21 protein-coding genes and 1 other annotated feature are annotated in these 19,749 nt (G+C 53.0%); of the genes, 9 read left to right on the top strand and 12 right to left on the bottom strand.

The annotated features are described in order from the left end of the window. Nucleotides 1-61: 61 nt before the first annotated feature. The 9 genes from btuC to thrS form a co-directional block, all read right to left on the bottom strand. Nucleotides 62-1,042, bottom strand: a complete 981-nt coding sequence (btuC, locus tag KI228_RS09865) for a vitamin B12 ABC transporter permease BtuC (protein ID WP_043000872.1) — start codon at nt 1,040-1,042, stop codon at nt 62-64. A 100-nt stretch (nt 1,043-1,142) separates the two neighbouring features. After that, on the bottom strand, nt 1,143-1,442 hold the full coding sequence (gene ihfA, locus KI228_RS09860; protein ID WP_001229265.1) for an integration host factor subunit alpha: 300 nt from the start codon (nt 1,440-1,442) through the stop codon (nt 1,143-1,145). Between the two features lie 4 nt (nt 1,443-1,446). Beyond that, nucleotides 1,447-3,834 carry a phenylalanine--tRNA ligase subunit beta gene (gene pheT, locus KI228_RS09855; RefSeq protein WP_061070192.1) on the bottom strand — a complete coding sequence of 796 codons (2,388 nt, stop codon included), beginning with the start codon at nt 3,832-3,834 and terminating at the stop codon, nt 1,447-1,449. 15 nt (nt 3,835-3,849) lie between these two features. Further along, nucleotides 3,850-4,833, bottom strand: a complete 984-nt coding sequence (gene pheS, locus KI228_RS09850; protein ID WP_044265459.1) for a phenylalanine--tRNA ligase subunit alpha — start codon at nt 4,831-4,833, stop codon at nt 3,850-3,852. 62 nt (nt 4,834-4,895) lie between these two features. Then, nucleotides 4,896-5,019, bottom strand: a sequence feature (Phe leader region). Further along, nucleotides 4,970-5,014, bottom strand: coding sequence for a pheST operon leader peptide PheM (gene pheM, locus KI228_RS09845; RefSeq protein ID WP_001386830.1), 45 nt, complete (start codon nt 5,012-5,014; stop codon nt 4,970-4,972). Its footprint overlaps the feature before it by 45 nt. Nucleotides 5,020-5,139: 120 nt before the next feature. Continuing rightward, nucleotides 5,140-5,496, bottom strand: coding sequence for a 50S ribosomal protein L20 (gene rplT / locus KI228_RS09840; protein WP_000124850.1), 357 nt, complete (start codon nt 5,494-5,496; stop codon nt 5,140-5,142). Nucleotides 5,497-5,584: 88 nt separating this feature from the next. Then, on the bottom strand, nt 5,585-5,782 hold the full coding sequence (gene rpmI, locus KI228_RS09835) for a 50S ribosomal protein L35 (protein ID WP_003030583.1): 198 nt from the start codon (nt 5,780-5,782) through the stop codon (nt 5,585-5,587). Between the two features lie 95 nt (nt 5,783-5,877). Continuing rightward, nucleotides 5,878-6,420 carry a translation initiation factor IF-3 gene (infC, locus tag KI228_RS09830; RefSeq protein ID WP_043000875.1) on the bottom strand — a complete coding sequence of 181 codons (543 nt, stop codon included), beginning with the start codon at nt 6,418-6,420 and terminating at the stop codon, nt 5,878-5,880. Between the two features lie 3 nt (nt 6,421-6,423). Next, on the bottom strand, nt 6,424-8,352 hold the full coding sequence (gene thrS / locus KI228_RS09825) for a threonine--tRNA ligase (protein WP_043000876.1): 1,929 nt from the start codon (nt 8,350-8,352) through the stop codon (nt 6,424-6,426). 366 nt (nt 8,353-8,718) lie between these two features. Between thrS and yniD the strand changes: the two genes are divergently transcribed. Further along, on the top strand, nt 8,719-8,826 hold the full coding sequence (gene yniD, locus KI228_RS09820; RefSeq protein WP_086512613.1) for a small membrane protein YniD: 108 nt from the start codon (nt 8,719-8,721) through the stop codon (nt 8,824-8,826). A 123-nt stretch (nt 8,827-8,949) separates the two neighbouring features. Here yniD and KI228_RS09815 read toward each other — a convergent pair whose 3' ends face one another. Beyond that, nucleotides 8,950-9,708 carry a DUF481 domain-containing protein gene (locus tag KI228_RS09815; protein ID WP_043000877.1) on the bottom strand — a complete coding sequence of 253 codons (759 nt, stop codon included), beginning with the start codon at nt 9,706-9,708 and terminating at the stop codon, nt 8,950-8,952. A 286-nt stretch (nt 9,709-9,994) separates the two neighbouring features. Between KI228_RS09815 and pfkB the strand changes: the two genes are divergently transcribed. From pfkB to KI228_RS09800, 3 genes are all read left to right on the top strand, one after another. Beyond that, nucleotides 9,995-10,927, top strand: coding sequence for a 6-phosphofructokinase II (gene pfkB, locus KI228_RS09810; RefSeq protein ID WP_043000878.1), 933 nt, complete (start codon nt 9,995-9,997; stop codon nt 10,925-10,927). A gap of 99 nt (nt 10,928-11,026) precedes the next feature. Next, entirely contained in the window at nt 11,027-11,317 is a 291-nt protein-coding gene (gene ghoS / locus KI228_RS09805; RefSeq protein ID WP_043000879.1) for a type V toxin-antitoxin system endoribonuclease antitoxin GhoS, read from the top strand. Nucleotides 11,318-11,423: 106 nt separating this feature from the next. Beyond that, nucleotides 11,424-12,284: a fructosamine kinase family protein gene (locus KI228_RS09800; RefSeq protein ID WP_061070193.1), complete on the top strand. Its 861-nt coding sequence runs from the start codon at nt 11,424-11,426 to the stop codon at nt 12,282-12,284. 208 nt (nt 12,285-12,492) lie between these two features. On the opposite strand, the gene KI228_RS09795 is transcribed toward KI228_RS09800, so the two are convergent. Beyond that, entirely contained in the window at nt 12,493-13,029 is a 537-nt protein-coding gene (locus tag KI228_RS09795; protein WP_044254806.1) for a YniB family protein, read from the bottom strand. Nucleotides 13,030-13,166: 137 nt separating this feature from the next. Here KI228_RS09795 and hxpB point away from each other — a divergent pair, with 137 nt between their 5' ends. The 4 genes from hxpB (at nt 13,167) to tcyP (ending at nt 16,951) form a co-directional block, all read left to right on the top strand. Then, nucleotides 13,167-13,835: a hexitol phosphatase HxpB gene (gene hxpB / locus KI228_RS09790; protein ID WP_043000882.1), complete on the top strand. Its 669-nt coding sequence runs from the start codon at nt 13,167-13,169 to the stop codon at nt 13,833-13,835. A gap of 144 nt (nt 13,836-13,979) precedes the next feature. Then, nucleotides 13,980-14,741 (top strand): 2-dehydro-3-deoxy-D-gluconate 5-dehydrogenase KduD, encoded by a 762-nt coding sequence (gene kduD / locus KI228_RS09785; RefSeq protein ID WP_058587977.1) that lies wholly within the window; start codon nt 13,980-13,982, stop codon nt 14,739-14,741. A gap of 95 nt (nt 14,742-14,836) precedes the next feature. Continuing rightward, on the top strand, nt 14,837-15,427 hold the full coding sequence (locus KI228_RS09780; protein WP_043000884.1) for a metal-dependent hydrolase: 591 nt from the start codon (nt 14,837-14,839) through the stop codon (nt 15,425-15,427). A gap of 132 nt (nt 15,428-15,559) precedes the next feature. Continuing rightward, nucleotides 15,560-16,951: a cystine/sulfocysteine:cation symporter gene (gene tcyP / locus KI228_RS09775; RefSeq protein WP_054176635.1), complete on the top strand. Its 1,392-nt coding sequence runs from the start codon at nt 15,560-15,562 to the stop codon at nt 16,949-16,951. A 51-nt stretch (nt 16,952-17,002) separates the two neighbouring features. Here tcyP and cedA read toward each other — a convergent pair whose 3' ends face one another. Then, the gene (gene cedA, locus KI228_RS09770) at nt 17,003-17,257 is read right to left on the bottom strand and encodes a cell division activator CedA (RefSeq protein WP_071888400.1); all 255 of its coding nucleotides are present in this window, start codon (nt 17,255-17,257) and stop codon (nt 17,003-17,005) included. A 202-nt stretch (nt 17,258-17,459) separates the two neighbouring features. Here cedA and katE point away from each other — a divergent pair, with 202 nt between their 5' ends. Continuing rightward, complete coding sequence (gene katE / locus KI228_RS09765) at nt 17,460-19,718, top strand: catalase HPII (protein ID WP_061070194.1); 2,259 nt, start codon at nt 17,460-17,462, stop codon at nt 19,716-19,718. The last annotated feature ends 31 nt before the right edge of the window (nt 19,719-19,749 follow it).

Genomic DNA, 19,749 nt, shown 5'->3' with positions numbered 1-19,749 from the left:
CCTCTCCAGGATCGTGAGTGATTCAAATACCAGCTTCTAATCATAGACTGTCTTGTCGTACCTAACGTCCGGCTTTGAGTAACAGCCAGATAAAAACCGGTGCGCCGAGCGTCGCGGTGACCACGCCAATTGGCAATTCGGCGGAGGCCAGCGCCAGGCGAGCGACCACATCGGCCAGCAGTAGCGCAATGGCCCCCGCCAGCGCACAGGCAGGTAACAGCACGCGATGGTCCGTTAAGCCGCACAGGCGTAAAATATGGGGGATGACCAGGCCAATAAAACCAATGGCCCCGGCCAGCGCCACGCTGACACCGACCATCCATCCGGTGGCAACCACCAACAGATTTCGCCAGAACCACAGGGGGAGTCCCAGTTGTCGGGCAGAGGTTTCCCCCAACGCCAGCATGTTCATCGCCTGCGACTGGCAGCAGATCCACACCAGCACCGGAATCAGGGCCAGCATCAACCAGGACTGCTCCCAGTTAACGCCGCCAAATCCCCCCATCATCCAGTACATCAACTGACGCAGATCGAATGAGGTAGAAAAATAGATGGCCCAGGTCATCAGCGCACTACAGATAATCCCCAGCGCCACGCCAGCAAGCAGCAGGCGGCTGGTCGAAAGATGACGACGGGCAAAACGCAGGAGGATCAACGTGATGACCAGCGCACCGGCAATCGCGCACAGTCCAAGCGCCCAGTGCGGCAGTATGCCCTTCCCCAGCAGCACGGCGGCGATCAGCCCCACGCCCGCACCGTTGGAGACGCCGAGCAACCCCGGCTCCGCAAGCGGGTTTTCAAACAGCGCCTGCATCACTGCGCCGGACAAAGCCAGCGCCGCGCCCACCAGCAGAACCGCCAGCGCGCGCGGAAGGCGAATTTGCCAGACAAAGAGTTCACCACGCGGCGTCAGCCAGTCAGCGGGCGATATCCACTGCTCTCCGGCGCACAGGCTCAACCACAGTGTCAGTAACATCAGTACCGACAGACTCAGGATCCAGCGCACATGTTGTCGCTGTTGTTGACGGGCAAAAGTCAGCATGATTTCCGTTCAACTGAAAAGGATGTCATTGATTCTACGGTGCGATACCCCCGCAGAAAAGAAAAAAGGCCGCAAAAGCGGCCTTTTTGGTTAGATCTGATTACTCATCTTTGGGCGAAGCGTTTTCGACTCGGCTCTTTAACTTCTGTCCGGGTCTGAAGGTCACCACGCGCCGTGCTGTAATGGGAATATCTTCGCCCGTTTTCGGGTTACGTCCCGGACGTTGATTCTTATCACGCAGATCGAAGTTACCAAAACCAGAGAGTTTTACCTGCTCACCGTTTTCCAGAGCACGACGGATCTCTTCGAAAAACAGTTCGACCAGTTCTTTGGCATCCCGCTTGCTAAGCCCAAGCTTATCAAACAGATATTCTGACATTTCAGCTTTTGTAAGCGCCATAGGTTCAATCCCTCAATGATGCCTGGAATCGCTCTTTTAATGCCTCTACACATTTGGCGACGGTAGCGGCAATCTCCTCTTCTTCGAGTGTACGGCTGGTATCCTGAAGGATCAGGCTAATGGCGAGGCTCTTATACCCCTCCGCAACACCCTTACCACGGTACACGTCAAATAAGTTTACGCCAACTACCTGATTTACGCCAACTTTCTTACACTCGGATAAAATATCAGCAGCGGGAACGTTTTCGGCGACGACCACAGCGATGTCGCGACGGTTCGCCGGGAAGCGTGAAATCTCGCGCGCCTGAGGCACCACGCGGTCTGCGAGCTTGTTCCACTCCAGTTCGAACACCAGAGTACGGCCATTGAGATCCAGCTTACGTTCCAGCTCAGGATGAACAACACCAATGAAACCAATGCGTTCACCTTTCAGATAAATCGCGGCTGACTGTCCCGGATGCAGTGCCGGATTGGCTTCTGCTCTGAACTGAATGTCACCGAGTTTACCGGTCAGATCCAACACCACTTCCAGATCGCCCTTCAAATCATAGAAATCAACGGTCTCTTTTGCCAGATCCCAGTGCTCATCATAGCGGTTACCGCAAATAACCCCCGCCAGCATCAGATCCTGACGAATGCCCAGATTGGCCTGGGTATCCGGCACAAAACGCAGCCCACTTTCAAAAATACGTACGCGGTTCTGTTGACGATTCTGGTTATAGACCACCGTTGCCAGTAACCCCGTCCACAACGACAGACGCATTGCCGACATTTCACTGGAGATCGGGCTTGGCAGCAGCAGCGCCTCTTCACCCGGATGGAGCAACTGCTGCACTTTCGGGTCAACAAAGCTGTAAGTAATGACTTCCTGGTAGCCTTTGTCATTCAATAGCGTTTTCACACGCTTCAGCGACAAATTCGCTTCACGGTGCGTCCCCATAATCAGACCCGCCTGGATCGGTTCATCAGGGATGTTGTCGTAGCCATACACGCGGGCGACTTCTTCAACCAGGTCTTCTTCAATTTCCATGTCGAAGCGCCAACTTGGCGCAACGGCTCGCCACTCGCCTTGACCTTCGGTCACTTCACAGCCCAAACGGCGCAGGATATCGCTGACCTGTGCATCGGCAATGTGATGGCCAATCAGACGATCCAGCTTGCTGCGACGCAGCGTAATGGTCGCGCGCTTCGGCAGCGTGGTTTCATCCGTCACATCAATGATCGGACCAGCTTCGCCGCCGCAGATGTCAATCAGCAAACGGGTAGCACGTTCCATCGCTTTGTACTGCAAAGCCGGATCCACACCGCGCTCATAACGGTGAGACGCATCGGTATGCAGACCATGACGACGTGCGCGACCGGTAATTGACAGTGGGCTGAAGAAAGCGCATTCCAGCAGCACATTTTGCGTTTCATCATTCACGCCAGAATGCTCACCACCGAAGATACCGCCCATCGCCAGCGCTTTATGATGATCGGCAATTACCAACGTATCAGCGTTAAGCTTTGCTTCTGTGCCATCAAGCAGTACCAGCGTTTCGCCCTCTTTCGCCATGCGCACGACAATCCCGCCTTCAATGCGGTCTTTATCAAAGGCGTGCATCGGCTGACCCAGCTCAAGCAATACATAGTTGGTCACGTCAACCACGGCATCAATGGAGCGGATACCGCAACGGCGCAGTTTTTCTTTCATCCACAGCGGGGTTGGCGCTTTCACATTGATGCCTTTGACGACGCGCCCCAGATAGCGCGGGCAGGCGTCGGTGGCGTCTACGGTAATCGGCAGGACATCAGTGATGGTTGCCGCTACCGGCGTGATTTCCGGCTCAACCAGCGGCGCTTTGTTCAGCACAGCCACGTCACGGGCGACACCGATGATGCCTAAGCAGTCAGCACGGTTAGGGGTCACGCTGATCTCAATGGTGTTGTCATCAAGCTTCAGGTATTCGCGGATGTCGGTACCGATCGGCGCATCGGCCGGCAGTTCAATAATGCCGCTGTGATCGTCTGAAATCCCCAGCTCGGAGAAGGAGCACAGCATGCCTTCAGACGGCTCGCCACGCAGCTTAGCGGCTTTAATTTTGAAATCGCCCGGCAGAACGGCACCGATGGTGGCAACCGCCACTTTCAGCCCCTGACGGCAGTTTGGCGCGCCGCAGACGATGTCCAGCAGACGCTCACCACCGACATTCACTTTCGTCACGCGCAGTTTGTCCGCATTCGGATGCTGGCCGCATTCAACCACTTCACCCACGACGACGCCATTAAATGCACCGGCAACCGCTTCAACACCGTCAACTTCCAGGCCTGCCATGGTGATTTGATTCGACAGCGCGTCGCTATCGATAGCCGGGTTAACCCACTCGCGTAACCACAGTTCACTGAATTTCATTGTTTTATCCTGCCTTTATTTAAACTGTTTGAGGAAACGCAGATCGTTTTCGAAGAACGCACGCAGGTCAGTCACACCGTAACGCAACATGGTTAGACGCTCCATCCCCATCCCAAATGCGAAACCTGAGTAGATTTCCGGGTCGATACCAACGTTACGCAGAACGTTCGGATGCACCATGCCGCAGCCCAGCACTTCCAGCCATTTACCGTTTTTACCCATCACGTCCACTTCGGCAGACGGCTCAGTAAACGGGAAATAGGAAGGACGGAAACGAATCTGCAAATCTTCTTCAAAGAAGTTACGCAGGAAGTCATGCAGCGTCCCTTTCAGATTGGTAAAGCTGATGTTGGTATCCACAATCAGGCCTTCCATCTGATGGAACATCGGGGTGTGCGTCTGATCGTAGTCGTTACGATACACGCGACCCGGCGCGATAATGCGAATCGGCGGCTGCTGATCTTTCATGGTACGGATCTGTACGCCGGATGTCTGGGTACGCAGCAGACGCGTTGCATCAAACCAGAAGGTGTCGTGATCGGCACGAGCCGGGTGGTGACCAGGAATATTCAGCGCATCGAAGTTATGGTAGTCATCTTCGATTTCCGGGCCGGTCGCCACGGTAAAGCCAAGCTCGCCAAAGAAGCTTTCAATGCGATCGATGGTACGGGTGACCGGATGCAGACCGCCATTTTCAATGCGACGCCCCGGCAAAGAAACGTCGATGGTTTCCGCTGCCAGACGCGCATTCAGCGCGGCGTTTTCCAGATCTGCCTTACGCGCGTTGAGTGCCTGCTGTACCTGCTCTTTCGCTTCGTTAATCACCGCACCGGCGGCAGGACGTTCTTCAGCTGGCAGCTCGCGCAGCGTCGTCATCTGAAGGGTCAGGTGCCCTTTTTTGCCCAAATATTCGACGCGCACATTGTCTAACGCGGCAACATCTGACGCCTGGTTAATGGCCGCCTTCGCACTGGCTACCAGTTCTGCGAGATGTGACATGGTTTTCCTCATTGTGTCGGTGAAGACACCGGTTCGTTGAACGTAATCTCTCGATTTCGGGCACAAAAAAAGCCTCCATCAGGAGGCTTTTTTGCGCTGTTTTTCGTTTCTTCTTTCACGCGCTAGCCTCCCGAAGTCAGGTGCTAAAGTAAAAAAAGAAGCGGAAAATAGCAGCATTCATGCTTGCGTTACCTTGTGTGGTAAAAACCGGAGAACCTTTATTGAAAAGGGTTACGGATCAATTGTCAACTTATTGACGGAACAACAAATAAAAGAGAGGGAGCCAGGCTCCCTCTTTTCACTGGCTTATGCCAGAGCTGCTTTCGCTTTTTCGACCAGAGCGGTGAACGCTACTTTGTCGAATACGGCGATGTCAGCCAGGATCTTACGGTCGATTTCAACAGAGGCTTTTTTCAGGCCGTTGATGAATTTGCTGTAAGAAATACCGTTCTGACGTGCTGCTGCGTTGATACGCGCAATCCACAGTTGACGGAACTGACGCTTACGTTGACGACGGTCACGGTAAGCATACTGACCTGCTTTGATGACGGCCTGGAAGGCAACGCGGTATACGCGAGAACGCGCACCGTAGTAACCTTTGGCTTGTTTCAAAATTTTCTTGTGACGTGCGCGTGCAATTACACCACGTTTTACGCGAGCCATAGTGCTCTCCTGTATCTATTCTGATTTGCCCCCCTTTCACCACAGTGAAATCGGTTGGGCATTAAAAATTTAAAAAAACGTTAACGGCTTATGCGTACGGCAGGCACGCGATAACCAGACCCAGATCGCCTTTAGAAACAAGGCCTTTTGGACGCAGGTGACGTTTACGCTTAGTTGATTTTTTGGTCAGAATATGACGCAGGTTTGCGTGCTTACGCTTAAATCCACCACCACCGGTTTTTTTGAAGCGCTTAGCAGCACCGCGTACGGTCTTAATTTTTGGCATTTTAATAACTTCCACTTCGCATTGTTAATAAATGAAACCCAGGCGAGCAAAACCTGTGAAGCCCAAAGGCTTCACAGGAAATACTACTTGAAGGCCTACTGTTTCTTCTTGGGAGCGAGCACCATGATCATCTGGCGGCCTTCGATCTTCGTTGGGAAGGATTCGACTACTGCCAGTTCACTCAGATCGTCACGAACGCGCGTCAGCACTTCCATACCAATCTGTTGGTGGGCCATCTCACGACCGCGGAAACGCAGTGTGATCTTGGCCTTATCGCCATCTTCCAGAAAGCGAATCAGGCTGCGGAGTTTTACCTGATAATCGCCATCGTCGGTACCAGGACGGAATTTAATTTCCTTAACCTGGATAACTTTTTGCTTTTTCTTCTGTTCCTTAGAAGACTTACTCTTTTCATAAAGGAACTTGCCGTAGTCCATGATACGACAAACTGGCGGTTCGGCGTTAGGGCTGATTTCAACTAAATCTACTCCAGCCTCTTCAGCTTTTTCGATTGCTTCTCTCAGACTCACAATACCCAGCTGCTCGCCTTCCAGACCTGTTAAGCGAACTTCCTGGGCGCGAATCTCGCCATTGATACGATTCGGACGTGCCGTTTGAACTCGTTTTCCGCCTTTAATACCTTATTCCTCCAGTTGTTGAAGACTGCGGCTGCGAATCTCTTGTTGCAGCTTCTCAATCACTTCACTTACGTCAAGGCTGCCCAGGTCTTTCCCGCGGCGAGTGCGAACGGCAACTTTGCCTGCTTCCACTTCTTTATCACCACAGACCAACATATAAGGGACACGACGTAAAGTGTGCTCGCGGATTTTAAAGCCTATCTTCTCATTTCTCAAGTCTGCTTTTACACGAATGCCCGCATTTTGAAGTTTCTGCGTCAATTCGTTAACGTATTCAGACTGTGAATCAGTAATGTTCATCACCACTACCTGAACCGGCGCAAGCCAGGTCGGGAAGAAGCCTGCGAACTCTTCAGTCAGGATACCGATAAAACGTTCCATAGACCCAAGAATTGCGCGGTGAATCATTACCGGTACCTGACGCTCATTGTTTTCGCCCACATAGGAGGCGCTCAGACGAGACGGCAGGGAGAAGTCCAGCTGTACTGTACCGCACTGCCATGCGCGATCGAGGCAGTCATACAGGGTAAATTCAATTTTCGGACCGTAGAAGGCGCCTTCACCCAATTGATATTCAAATGGGATATTGTTTTCTTCCAGCGCAACGGCCAGGTCCGCCTCAGCACGATCCCACATTTCGTCGCTACCGATACGTTTTTCGGGACGAGTGGAGAGTTTGACAACGATTTTCTCGAAGCCAAATGTGCTGTACATATCGTAGACCATACGGATGCAGGCGTTAACTTCATCGCGGATTTGCTCTTCAGTACAGAAGATATGCGCATCATCCTGGGTGAAGCCGCGTACACGCATCAGACCATGCAACGCGCCTGACGGCTCGTTACGGTGGCAGCTACCAAACTCTGCCATACGCAGCGGCAGGTCGCGGTAGGATTTCAGGCCCTGATTAAAGATCTGTACGTGACCCGGACAGTTCATCGGCTTGATGCAGTATTCACGGTTCTCTGAAGAGGTGGTGAACATCGCATCTTTGTAGTTGTCCCAGTGCCCGGTTTTTTCCCACAGCACGCGGTCCATCATGAACGGCCCTTTCACTTCCTGATACTGATACTCTTTGAGCTTGGAACGCACAAAGACTTCCAGTTCGCGGAAAATAGTCCAGCCGTCGTTATGCCAGAACACCATACCCGGCGCTTCTTCCTGCATGTGATACAGGTCAAGCTGCTTACCAATTTTACGGTGGTCACGTTTTGCCGCTTCTTCCAGACGTTGCAGATAAGCGCTGAGGGCCTTTTTATCTGCCCAAGCCGTTCCGTAGATACGCTGCAACATCTTATTGTCGCTGTCGCCACGCCAGTACGCGCCTGCGGTTTTCATCAGTTTAAAGTGATGGCAGAAGCGCATATTCGGCACGTGCGGACCGCGGCACATGTCGACATATTCTTCATGATGATACAAACCAGGTTTGTCATCATGGGCAATGTTTTCATCAAGAATGGAGACTTTATAGATCTCGCCACGCTTCACGAAGGTTTCACGCGCTTCGTGCCAGCTGACTTTCTTCTTAATGACGTCGTAATTTTTCTCAGCGAGCTCGTGCATCCGCTTCTCGAGCGCATCGATATCTTCCTGGGTCAACGTACGGTCAAGGTCTACGTCATAGTAGAAGCCGTTGTCGACAACCGGACCGATAGCCATTTTGGTATTCGGCCAAAGTTGTTTGATCGCATGACCTAACAGGTGCGCGCAGGAGTGACGAATAATCTCCAGCCCTTCTTCATCTTTTGCGGTGATGATAGAGAGCGTCGCATCATTTTCGATCAGGTCAGAAGCATCAACCAGCTCGCCATTAACACGGCCAGCAAGGGTGGCTTTCGCCAGACCTGGACCAATGTCCAGCGCAACATCCATAGGGCTTACAGCGTGGTCGTAATGGCGTTGACTGCCATCAGGAAGAGTAATAACAGGCATGTTATGTCCTTATTTGCAGTGGTGACCCATACGCAAGATCACATACAAAGAGAAAATTTATTTGTTTACAATTAGTTGTGCAGCCATCTAACCAACAATTGCTAAATTGGCGCACAATCTGGTACACATCCGCTTTCGCTACGCAAGCGCGGCAATGTGGTCGACCGATGGTAACACTAAAAAAAGGGAGAATGCACCCTTCTGTTTTATATTGGGCTGGATCATGACGTCAGCAAGCGTTTTTCGCCTCCTCCTCTCACCTGCCCTGAAGGATTGTCCTGGAGACAGGATGAATATCCATTCACTGACTGGCTGACAGTTTTGTTACACTAGGATTAACCGTCTGAAATCGACAGGATATAAATGATGCCATCAAATCGCTTCGCCAAAAAACACTGGAAAATGGTGGTCGTCCTGATCGTCATCTGTGGCGCAATGTTATTGCTACGCTGGGCGGCAATGATTTGGGGATAGCCGTGAAACGCTGCGCCGTCGTGATTCAGGCAGCGTGCACATTCTGGACAAAAGCGCTGACGGATAAATCGACGTCAGACACTGTAATAAAAAAGCCAGACTGGCGAACAGTCTGGCCTCAGTTTACATCCGGTAGCCCAGAGAGACGGTAGTACGTCTGTCCGTATGCTCCGGTGCCGTTTCCGGCGGTTCGGAGTTCCACGTCACGTTGTACGCCACCTTCAAACCAAAGTGCTCATTGATTGCCACATTCAGCGCCGTCTCGGAGTTCAGCGTCGTATCTTCAGCACCGAACACCGACACGCCTTGCGTAAATTTGGTGTTGTCTGAAATCTGCCAGGCATACGCGCCAGAGGCATAGCCCAGCGGCTGCGTTTCCGTCGTGCCATCCGTATGTTCGTCGTACCGTACGCCCGGACCGAATTCAAAACGGAAACTGTGTACGGGACCGTTAAGGAACTGGCGACCATAACCGGCAGTGAACACGTCGCGCTCACGGTAGCCGTTATAACGGTCCGTCAGCCAACTCGCCTGGCCAAAAAGATAGTCATAATCGGTCACGTTGTAACGACTACGACCGCCAACCGCATATTTCTCTGAAGAGCGTTCATCATTGGAAGAAGTGTTGCTCGCGTTCCCCCACAGTGACCAGGCCGTTGTTTGGCCGTACCAGGTCATGGTCGTGTCCGCGGTCAAAGAAGAACTTTTCGTGTTGCCTGACTGCGCAAGATAACCGGCATTGAGATTGCCTTCGAAGGGTTTCTTCGCACTTGAGGGGTCATCCATGACAGTAAAAACGGAATCATCGGCAGTTGCATACATCGACGCAAACATGCCCCCCGCCAGCAGAACGGCAGCGGGAACTGTCTTTAAAAGCTTCATTTATAAAGAGTCCGTACAACAAAAAAAGAGACCATTACGGTCCCGGAAACTTTCAGAGGGATCAATGACAAACGCCCCAGGAAAGGTAACGAATTATAAAAAGGCTCGAATAACATAGCAATGAATTCTTATTTCATTTTTTGAATAAGAGAGCTCTCAAAACAATTAAATATTTATATATCTTTACGGTAAATTAAATAAATAAACTTTAATTAATCATATTGTTAATGACTTCACTTTAGGGCTATTCGGTGCCAGACTGAACATAGCCTAACAGGAGGTAACGATGGTACGTATCTATACGTTGACGCTTGCGCCCTCTCTCGATAGCGCAACGATCACTCCGCAAATCTATCCCGAAGGGAAACTCCGCTGTACTGCCCCGGTATTTGAGCCTGGCGGCGGTGGCATAAATGTCGCTCGCGCCATCGCCCATCTGGGCGGAACGGCAACCGCTATTTTCCCCGTCGGGGGGGCAACCGGTGAACACCTGGTGACCCTGCTCGCTGACGAAAACGTTCCGGTCGCAACCATTGATGCAAAAGACTGGACGCGTCAGAACCTGCACGTTCATGTCGAATCCAGCGGAGAACAGTATCGCTTTGTGATGCCCGGCGCGGCTCTGAATGACGATGAGTTTCGCCAGATAGAAGAGCAGGTTCTGGAGATCGAGTCCGGTGCCATTCTGGTGATCAGCGGTAGTCTGCCGCCAGGCGTTAACGTTGAAAAACTCAGCCAGTTAATTACCGCCGCGCAGAAACAGGGGATCCGTTGCATCATTGACAGCTCCGGCGAGGCGCTGACGGCCGCGTTAGCGATTGGCAATATCGAACTGGTTAAACCCAATCAGAAAGAACTCAGTGCCCTGGTTAATCGCGAACTGACGCAACCTGATGACGTGCGCAACGCGGCACAGGAAATTGTCCGCAGCGGCAAGGCACAGCGCGTCGTCGTCTCGCTCGGTCCTCAGGGCGCACTGGGCGTGGACAGTAAAACCTGTGTACAGGTTGTGCCGCCGCCGGTCAAAAGCCAGAGCACCGTGGGCGCGGGCGACAGTATGGTGGGAGCAATGACCCTCAAACTGGCTGAAGGCGCCTCGCTTGACGATATGGTGCGCTTCGGCGTGGCGGCCGGTAGCGCCGCGACCCTCAACCAGGGAACACGCCTGTGTTCCCATGACGATACACAAAAAATCTACGCTTACCTTAGCCAGCCATAATGACCCCCCCTCTCTTCGAGGGGGAATTTTGCGTAAACCTGTCGGGTTACGCGTTCACCGTCTATGCTACAAACTCATGAGATTACAAAGGGGTGTCAAATGGCCAGTGGGGAAATCACCCGATATGTTGTTACTATCACGTTCCACGAGGACTCCTTAACGGAAATAAATGAACTGAATAATCATCTTACCCGTGCCGGTTTTCTACTCACTCTTACGGATGATGACGGTAATGTGCATGAACTGGGAACCAATACCTTTGGGTTGATTAGCGCCCAGAGTCCGGACGAGGTCAAAGCTCTGGCCGCGGGACTGGCTGAAAGTGCGTTAGATAAAATGCCGGAGGTCAGCGTGGTGACCTGGGACGAGTGGGATCTCAGCGGACAATAAATGCCATTACCACGAAAACACGTCCACGGTGTGCGTTAGTTCGTGTTTTTTTACCGCATCTTTGCGCTAACCTTATGATCTGGCAGACAACATGGGGAGAGACATCATGTGGCAGGCTATCAGTCGTCTTTTAAGCGAGCAACTCGGTGAAGGCGAAATCGAACTGCGTAACGAACTGCCTGGCGGAGAAATTCATGCCGCGTGGCATTTACGCTATGCGGGACGCGATTTCTTCGTTAAATGTGATGAGCGAGAACTGCTTCCAGGCTTCACGGCAGAAGCCGACCAATTAGAACTGTTATCACGCAGCCATACGGTGACGGTCCCCAAAGTGTGGGCGGTGGGTGCGGATCGTGATTACAGCTTTCTGGTGATGGATTATCTCCCTCCCCGCCCCCTGGATGCGCACAGTGCGTTTATTCTGGGGCAGCAGCTTGCCCACCTGCATGAATGGAGCGATCAGCCGCAGTTTGGGCTGGACTTCGATAACGCGCTCTCGACCACGCCGCAACCCAATGCCTGGCAGCGCCGCTGGTCTACCTTCTTCGCCGAACAGCGCATTGGCTGGCAACTCGAACTGGCGGCGGAAAAAGGGATTGCCTTTGGTAATATCGACGCCATCGTCGAGCACGTGCAACAGCGTCTCGCCTCCCACCAGCCACAACCTTCTTTATTACATGGCGATCTGTGGTCCGGGAACTGCGCGCTCGGGCCAGACGGTCCGTATCTGTTTGACCCAGCCTGTTACTGGGGAGACAGAGAGTGTGACCTGGCAATGTTGCCGCTGCATACTGAACAGCCGCCGCAAATTTATGATGGTTATCAGTCAGTGTCGCCGCTGCCGTTAGATTTTCTCGACCGGCAACCGGTATATCAACTGTATACCTTGCTCAACCGGGCAAGACTGTTTAGCGGCCAGCACCTGGTGATTGCGCAGAAGGCAATGGACAGACTACTCGCGGCGTAATCATGGTTGACATCAATTGGCCGCCGGATGGCGGCCTTTCAGGCCGCTAACAAAGAAGGATAAAACGTGGTTTTTCCTTCTTTGTGGTTATCAGCCGAAAATCAATGAATTGATTTTCCTCGTTTATAATCAGGCGCGCTCGGCTTGTCCGGTAACGGAACGAGGTTTGTCATCACTCTCAAAGACCGCCGGATGGCGGCCTTTTAGTTCAGACAAATCCCAGCAGGGAAAAAAACACATAGCCGGCAATGATGATAATCACCGGCAGGATGTAGAGCGGGAAAAACTGCAGAAAAATCGTGTGATGCGGCACCACGATCCGTGACTCGATCTGCTCGCGTGACAACCCTTCGCTGCCCTTGGCTTTCTCCAGAATCAACTGGTCTTCAACGCCTTCACGTAAAAACCGCGCCTGGCGGCTCATGCGCGCGCCGGAATCCTGCATCGCCAGACCGATAAAAATCAGCACAAAAATCAGCCAGAACAGAATGTTCAGGCTATTCTGGAAATCCGGCGTCGGCGAGTTGTACCAGAAGAGGTTCAGAAACGGGGTATTCACTCGCATCATGTCGATCATGACGTGGGCAAAATCGAGCATCACCGCGTTAATCCCTTCCTGCTTTTCGCTGTGCGCGTACATAAATTTCAGGGCTGAAATCAGCGTGGAGAGAAGCGCCGGGATAAATATCACCCATCCTAAGATCCTTTTTAACACTGCAATGCGTCCAGCTTGTTGATACGTCATGAGTTCCCCTTGATGAAGACGCGTCGTTTTGGCTTAAGTCTACCTGCTGATAACCCTTTTCGCCCGATCTTTAAAAACGTTATGATAGCGGCTAACGCTGAATACCCTACATTTAATGCTCAACAGGAGAGGTTGTAATGTCAACCCCGCGTCAAATTCTTGCGGCCATATTCGATATGGATGGATTGCTGATTGATTCCGAGCCGCTGTGGGATCGGGCTGAACTGGACGTGCTGTCCAGCATCGGCGTCGATATCACTCGTCGTCACGAACTCCCGGATACGCTGGGGCTGCGCATCGATATGGTTGTCGATCTCTGGTTTGCTCAGCAACCGTGGAACGGGCCGAGCCGCCAGGAGGTCACCGATCGCGTCATTACCCGTGCCATCACGCTGGTTGAAGAGACGCGTCCGCTGTTACCGGGCGTCAAAGAAGCGGTCGCGTTGTGTAAAGCGCAAGGTTTGAAAGTCGGACTGGCGTCAGCATCCCCTTTGCATATGCTGGAAAAAGTACTGGCGATGTTCGACCTGCGGGAGAGCTTTGACGCTATCGCTTCCGCGGAGAAACTACCCTACAGCAAGCCACATCCCCAGGTTTACATCGACTGCGCGGCGAAACTGGGCGTCGACCCGTTATGTTGTGTAGCGCTGGAAGATTCCGTCAACGGTATGGTGGCATCGAAAGCCGCACGGATGCGCTCCATTGTCGTACCGGACAAAGAGGTGCGACACGATCCGCGCTATATCCTCGCTGACGTCAGGCTCAACACACTCACAGAACTGACCATCGCCGATTTACTTGGCTAACCGGGATCGGGCAATGGCCACATTGCCCGTCTTGCCAACAGTTAAAAAATTAAAACGACGTTTCATTTTTATTGTATTCTTTCGGTTCCTCTCCTATCCTTCTTTCAGGCACATAACAGATAAAAACGGATAGCCGAGGTCATTATGATTCTGGATGCATTTCGTCTCACAGGTAAAGTCGCCATTGTCACCGGTTGTGATACCGGGCTCGGGCAAGGGATGACGGTTGCGCTGGCGCAAGCCGGTTGCGATATCATCGGCGTGAACCGCAAAGTCCCTCATGACACCGCCGCCAAAGTTGAAGCGCTGGGTCGCCGCTTTTTCGCCATACAGGCCGATCTAAGCCAACAGGCAGTCATCGCGGACGTTATCACCCAGGCGGTAGAGAAATTCGGTCGCATCGACATTCTGGTGAACAACGCCGGGACCATTCGTCGCGAAGACGCACTCAGTTTTACTGAAAAGGACTGGGACGACGTGATGAACCTGAATCTCAAGTCGCTCTTCTTTCTCTCCCAGGCCGTTGCACGCCAGTTCATCGCCCAGGGCCAGGGCGGAAAAATTATCAACATCGCGTCAATGCTGTCGTTTCAGGGCGGTATTCGCGTCCCGTCCTATACGGCCTCAAAGAGCGGTGTTCTGGGCATTACCCGACTGTTAGCGAATGAGTGGGCGCAGCATCAGATTAACGTCAATGCTATCGCCCCCGGCTACATGGCAACTAACAACACCCAACAACTGCGGGAAGATGCTGAACGCAATAAAGAGATTGTCGATCGTATCCCGGCGGGCCGCTGGGGAACGCCAGACGATCTGCAGGGTCCGGTCGTTTTCCTCGCCTCGAAGGCAGCAGATTACATCAACGGTTATACGCTGGCCGTCGATGGCGGTTGGTTAGCGCGTTAAACGCACATTATTGACAAAGAGTTACAACGTCACCACTTCCGCCCACTGTATAAAAATCCTATACTGTACGAATTCACAGTTTATCAGGTTTTATCATGACGGCGGAAGGTCACCTCCTCTTTTCCATTGCCTGCGCGGTGTTTGCTAAAAACGCGGAACTCACGCCCGTGCTCGCACAGGGTGACTGGTGGCATATTGTTCCTTCCGCTATTCTGACCTGTCTGTTACCGGATATTGATCACCCAAAGTCATTTCTCGGTCAGCGACTAAAATGGATTTCGAAACCGATCGCCCGTGCGTTTGGCCATCGCGGATTCACTCACAGTCTGCTGGCCGTCTTTGCGCTACTGGCGACCTTCTACCTGAAAGTGCCGGAGAGCTGGGTTATCCCCGCCGATGCCTTGCAGGGTATGGTGATAGGCTATCTGAGCCATATCGCCGCCGATATGCTAACCCCAGCGGGCGTCCCCCTGCTCTGGCCCTGTCGCTGGCGCTTTCGCCTGCCGATTCTGGTCCCGCAGAAAGGTAATCAACTGGAGCGATTTCTCTGCATGGCGCTGTTTGCCTGGGCGGTATGGATGCCCCAGACCTTGCCCCAGAACAGTGCAGTTCGCTGGTCATCCGATATGATTAATACACTGCAATGGCAGTTCAATCGCTTTATAAAGCATCAAATCGACCAGTAAAGCAGCGAAATTATCGTTTTTGGCATAAACAATTCCATTTGAATATAAGAGCCAGGTCACAGTTCTGCTAACCTTGCGGCAACAGGATCGCTGTGACACAGCGGGACGAATAATAAAATCAGGAGAACGGGGATGAATTTTCCATTAATCGCGAACATTGTGGTGTTCGTCATTCTGCTGTTTGTGCTGGCGCAAGCCCGTCATAAACAGTGGAGTCTGGCAAAGAAAGTGCTGGTCGGTCTGGTCATGGGTGTGGTCTTTGGCCTTGCGCTGCACACCATCTATGGCTCTGACAGCCAGGTGCTGAAAGATTCCGTCCAGTGGTTCAACATTGTTGGTAACGGCTATGTGCAACTGCTGCAAATGATCGTCATGCCGCTGGTATTTGCCTCGATTCTGAGCGCGGTCGCCCGTCTGCATAACGCCTCACAGTTGGGGAAAATCAGCTTTCTGACCATCGGGACCCTGCTGTTTACCACATTGATTGCCGCACTGGTCGGTGTGCTGGTGACCAATCTGTTTGGCCTGACCGCTGAAGGTCTGGTTCAGGGCGGTGCCGAAACGGCGCGACTGAATGCCATTGAAACCAACTATGTCGGTAAAGTGGCCGATCTCAGTGTCCCGCAGTTGGTGCTCTCCTTTGTACCGAAAAACCCGTTTGCCGATCTGACCGGCGCGAACCCGACGTCCATTATTAGCGTGGTCATTTTTGCCGCCTTCCTCGGCGTCGCCGCGCTGAAACTGCTCAAAGATGACGCGCCGAAAGGTGAACGTGTGCTGACCGCAATAGACACCCTGCAAAGCTGGGTGATGAAACTGGTCCGCCTGGTCATGCAGTTAACGCCTTACGGCGTTCTGGCGCTGATGACTAAAGTGGTAGCGGGTTCTAACCTGCAGGACATCATTAAGCTGGGTAGCTTCGTCATTGCCTCGTATCTCGGTCTCGGCATTATGTTCGTTGTCCACGGTGTACTGCTGGGTGTTAACGGCGTGAGCCCGCTCAAGTACTTCCGCAAAGTGTGGCCGGTTCTGACCTTCGCGTTTACCAGCCGTTCCAGCGCCGCCTCTATCCCGCTGAACGTGGAAGCGCAAACCCGTCGTCTGGGCGTGCCGGAATCTATCGCGAGCTTCGCCGCCTCCTTTGGTGCGACGATTGGCCAGAATGGCTGTGCTGGTTTGTATCCGGCCATGCTGGCCGTTATGGTGGCGCCGACGGTCGGTATTAACCCGCTGGATCCTCTCTGGATTGCGACGCTGGTCGGCATTGTGACCGTCAGCTCTGCCGGGGTAGCCGGTGTCGGTGGCGGTGCCACGTTCGCCGCGCTGATCGTACTGCCTGCGATGGGGCTGCCTGTCACGCTGGTGGCGCTGCTCATCTCCGTTGAGCCGCTGATTGACATGGGCCGTACCGCGCTGAACGTCAGCGGGTCAATGACCGCCGGTACGCTGACCAGCCAGTGGCTGAAGCAAACCGATAAAACCATTCTGGACAGTGAAGACGACGCCGAACTGGCGCATCACTAAACGTCCCCAAAACAGAAAACCGCCCTTCGAGGCGGTTTTTTTATGCCGGAATTAATCCGCTATTTCGTTTTCCTGACGAATCTGATTTGCCCAGCGCTGGGCAGATTCCGCCTCGCTGAACGCCGGCGAGCGCTGGAACGACTCCCCCATTAAGACAAACGCGACATACTTCCCGCGCAAGATCCACACGTCACGAAACGCGTCCATTTTTATTGCATGTTCGGGCGGTGCAGGTTCAACACGCGGAACATAACTAATAACCGGGCGATTTTGTTGGCGAAGAGGTTTCATCATTAATTGCTTCACTAAGACAAATTCAAAAATCAGAAAAGAACTATCTTAGCCGATTTTACCCCCGCCCGTCCTGCTCCTGGCGTGCGCTTTCCCCTGTCAACCAACGCTGGCATCCGCGTTCTGCCCGGCGGGATCACACGAGTGGACTATAGTTAGAGGGTTTTTGACAAAAAAACATCGACCCTTTCAGCAATGAAAAATGGAGACGAGTTCAATGTCGCATAATGAGAAAAATCCCCATCCACATCAATCACCGGTGCACGATCCGCGCGAAGCAAAACCGGGTCTGGACTCTCTGGCTCCTGATAATGAGTCGTATCGCCCTGTTCCTGAACCAACGCCTCCAGGCGCGCAACCTACCGCGCCCGGCAGTCTGAAAGCCCCGGATACCGGCAATAAAAAGCTGAGCGATCTGGAAACGGTACGCAAGGGCAGCGAGAATTTTGCCCTCACTACTAACCAGGGCGTACGCATTGCTGATGACCAGAATTCATTGCGTGCAGGCAGTCGTGGTCCTACGCTGCTTGAAGATTTCATCCTGCGCGAAAAAATCACCCATTTTGACCACGAGCGCATTCCCGAGAGGATCGTCCATGCACGCGGCTCGGCAGCTCACGGCTATTTCCAGCCCTACAAAAATCTGAGCGACATCACCAAAGCCGACTTTCTCTCTGACCCGGATAAAATCACCCCGGTCTTCGTACGTTTTTCCACTGTTCAGGGCGGCGCAGGCTCGGCGGATACGGTGCGTGATATCCGTGGTTTTGCCACCAAGTTTTATACCGAAGAAGGCATTTTTGATCTGGTTGGCAATAATACCCCTGTCTTTTTTATTCAGGACGCGCATAAATTTCCTGACTTTGTCCATGCGGTAAAACCGGAGCCTCACTGGGCGATACCGCAGGGACAAAGTGCGCATGACACCTTCTGGGATTACGTGTCGTTACAGCCAGAAACCCTGCATAACGTCATGTGGGCGATGTCCGATCGCGGCATTCCGCGCAGTTATCGCACCATGGAAGGCTTTGGCATTCACACTTTTCGGCTGATCAACGCCGAGGGTAAGGCCACCTTCGTTCGTTTCCACTGGAAACCTCTGGCAGGTAAAGCCTCACTCGTATGGGATGAAGCGCAGAAGCTGACCGGTCGCGACCCGGACTTCCATCGCCGGGAACTGTGGGAAGCCATTGAAGCCGGTGATTTCCCGGAATATGAACTGGGACTGCAATTGATCCCGGAAGAGGACGAGTTGAAATTCGACTTTGACTTACTGGATCCGACCAAACTGATCCCCGAAGCGCTAGTTCCGGTGCAGCGCGTCGGTAAACTGGTACTCAACCGCAACCCCGATAATTTCTTCGCCGAAAACGAACAGGTCGCCTTTCATCCCGGCCATATCGTTCCCGGCATTGATTTCACGAACGATCCGCTGTTGCAGGGGCGTTTGTTCTCCTATACCGATACGCAGATTAGTCGTCTTGGCGGACCTAACTTCCACGAAATCCCAATCAACCGCCCGACCTGCCCGTATCACAACTTCCAGCGTGACGGCATGCACCGCCAGGATATTGATACCAACCCGGCCAACTATGAACCCAACTCCATCAATGACAACTGGCCGCGTGAAACGCCGCCGGGACCGAAACGCGGCGGCTTTGAGTCATATCAGGAACGCATCGAAGGTAACAAAATCCGTGAACGTAGCCCCTCGTTTGGCGAATATTACGCCCATCCGCGTCTGTTCTGGTCAAGCCAGACGCCCGTGGAGCAGTTGCATATCATCGATGCCTTCAGCTTTGAACTGAGTAAGGTTGTTCGTAGCTGGATCCGTGAACGGGTGGTCGACCAACTGGCGCACATCGACATTAACCTCGCGCAGGCGGTCGGGAAGAATCTGGGGATCGCGTTAAGCGATGAACAGACACAAATTGCACCGCCGCCAGAGGTGAACGGACTGAAGAAAGATCCTTCACTCAGTCTGTATGCCGTGCCGGACGGCGATATCAAAGGCCGCGTCGTCGGGATTTTGCTCAACGGAAAAGTGAAATCCGCTGATCTGCTTTCAATACTCCAGGCGCTTAAGGCGAAAGGCGTCCACGCGAAACTGCTCTACTCCCGCATGGGCGAGGTGGTCGCAGATGATGGTTCAACGCTGACCATCGCCGCCACTTTTGCCGGAGCACCGTCTCTCACCGTGGATGCAGTCATTGTGCCGAGCGGTGACATCGCCGATATTGAGGACAACGGCGACGCGCAGTACTACCTGCTGGAAGCCTATAAGCATCTCAAACCTATTGCACTCGCCGGTGAAGCACGACGCTTTAAAGCGCGACTGCATATCGACAGTCAGGGAGAGGAAGGCGTTGTTGAAGGCGCTGATGCGGATAGCCGTTTTATGGATGAGCTGTTTACATTGATGGCAGCTCACCGTGTCTGGTCGCGCACGGCTAAAATCCCGGCCGTACCAGCCTGAGGCAAATCGCGGGCAAAAAAAGCGGCGCACC

It is taken from the genome of Citrobacter amalonaticus (assembly GCF_018323885.1).
Taxonomy (GTDB): Bacteria; Pseudomonadota; Gammaproteobacteria; order Enterobacterales; family Enterobacteriaceae; genus Citrobacter_A; species Citrobacter_A amalonaticus.
This window is presented reverse-complemented; position numbering and strand designations above follow the sequence as displayed.

Coding starts and splice junctions, on each gene's coding strand:
- btuC (WP_043000872.1), bottom strand. CDS start 1,042: ATGCTGACTTTTGCCCGTCAACAACAGCGACAACATGTGCGCTGGATC.
- ihfA (WP_001229265.1), bottom strand. CDS start 1,442: ATGGCGCTTACAAAAGCTGAAATGTCAGAATATCTGTTTGATAAGCTT.
- pheT (WP_061070192.1), bottom strand. CDS start 3,834: ATGAAATTCAGTGAACTGTGGTTACGCGAGTGGGTTAACCCGGCTATC.
- pheS (WP_044265459.1), bottom strand. CDS start 4,833: ATGTCACATCTCGCAGAACTGGTAGCCAGTGCGAAGGCGGCCATTAAC.
- rplT (WP_000124850.1), bottom strand. CDS start 5,496: ATGGCTCGCGTAAAACGTGGTGTAATTGCACGCGCACGTCACAAGAAA.
- rpmI (WP_003030583.1), bottom strand. CDS start 5,782: ATGCCAAAAATTAAGACCGTACGCGGTGCTGCTAAGCGCTTCAAAAAA.
- thrS (WP_043000876.1), bottom strand. CDS start 8,352: ATGCCTGTTATTACTCTTCCTGATGGCAGTCAACGCCATTACGACCAC.
- yniD (WP_086512613.1), top strand. CDS start 8,719: ATGCCATCAAATCGCTTCGCCAAAAAACACTGGAAAATGGTGGTCGTC.
- KI228_RS09815 (WP_043000877.1), bottom strand. CDS start 9,708: ATGAAGCTTTTAAAGACAGTTCCCGCTGCCGTTCTGCTGGCGGGGGGC.
- pfkB (WP_043000878.1), top strand. CDS start 9,995: ATGGTACGTATCTATACGTTGACGCTTGCGCCCTCTCTCGATAGCGCA.
- ghoS (WP_043000879.1), top strand. CDS start 11,027: ATGGCCAGTGGGGAAATCACCCGATATGTTGTTACTATCACGTTCCAC.
- KI228_RS09800 (WP_061070193.1), top strand. CDS start 11,424: ATGTGGCAGGCTATCAGTCGTCTTTTAAGCGAGCAACTCGGTGAAGGC.
- KI228_RS09795 (WP_044254806.1), bottom strand. CDS start 13,029: ATGACGTATCAACAAGCTGGACGCATTGCAGTGTTAAAAAGGATCTTA.
- hxpB (WP_043000882.1), top strand. CDS start 13,167: ATGTCAACCCCGCGTCAAATTCTTGCGGCCATATTCGATATGGATGGA.
- kduD (WP_058587977.1), top strand. CDS start 13,980: ATGATTCTGGATGCATTTCGTCTCACAGGTAAAGTCGCCATTGTCACC.
- KI228_RS09780 (WP_043000884.1), top strand. CDS start 14,837: ATGACGGCGGAAGGTCACCTCCTCTTTTCCATTGCCTGCGCGGTGTTT.
- tcyP (WP_054176635.1), top strand. CDS start 15,560: ATGAATTTTCCATTAATCGCGAACATTGTGGTGTTCGTCATTCTGCTG.
- katE (WP_061070194.1), top strand. CDS start 17,460: ATGTCGCATAATGAGAAAAATCCCCATCCACATCAATCACCGGTGCAC.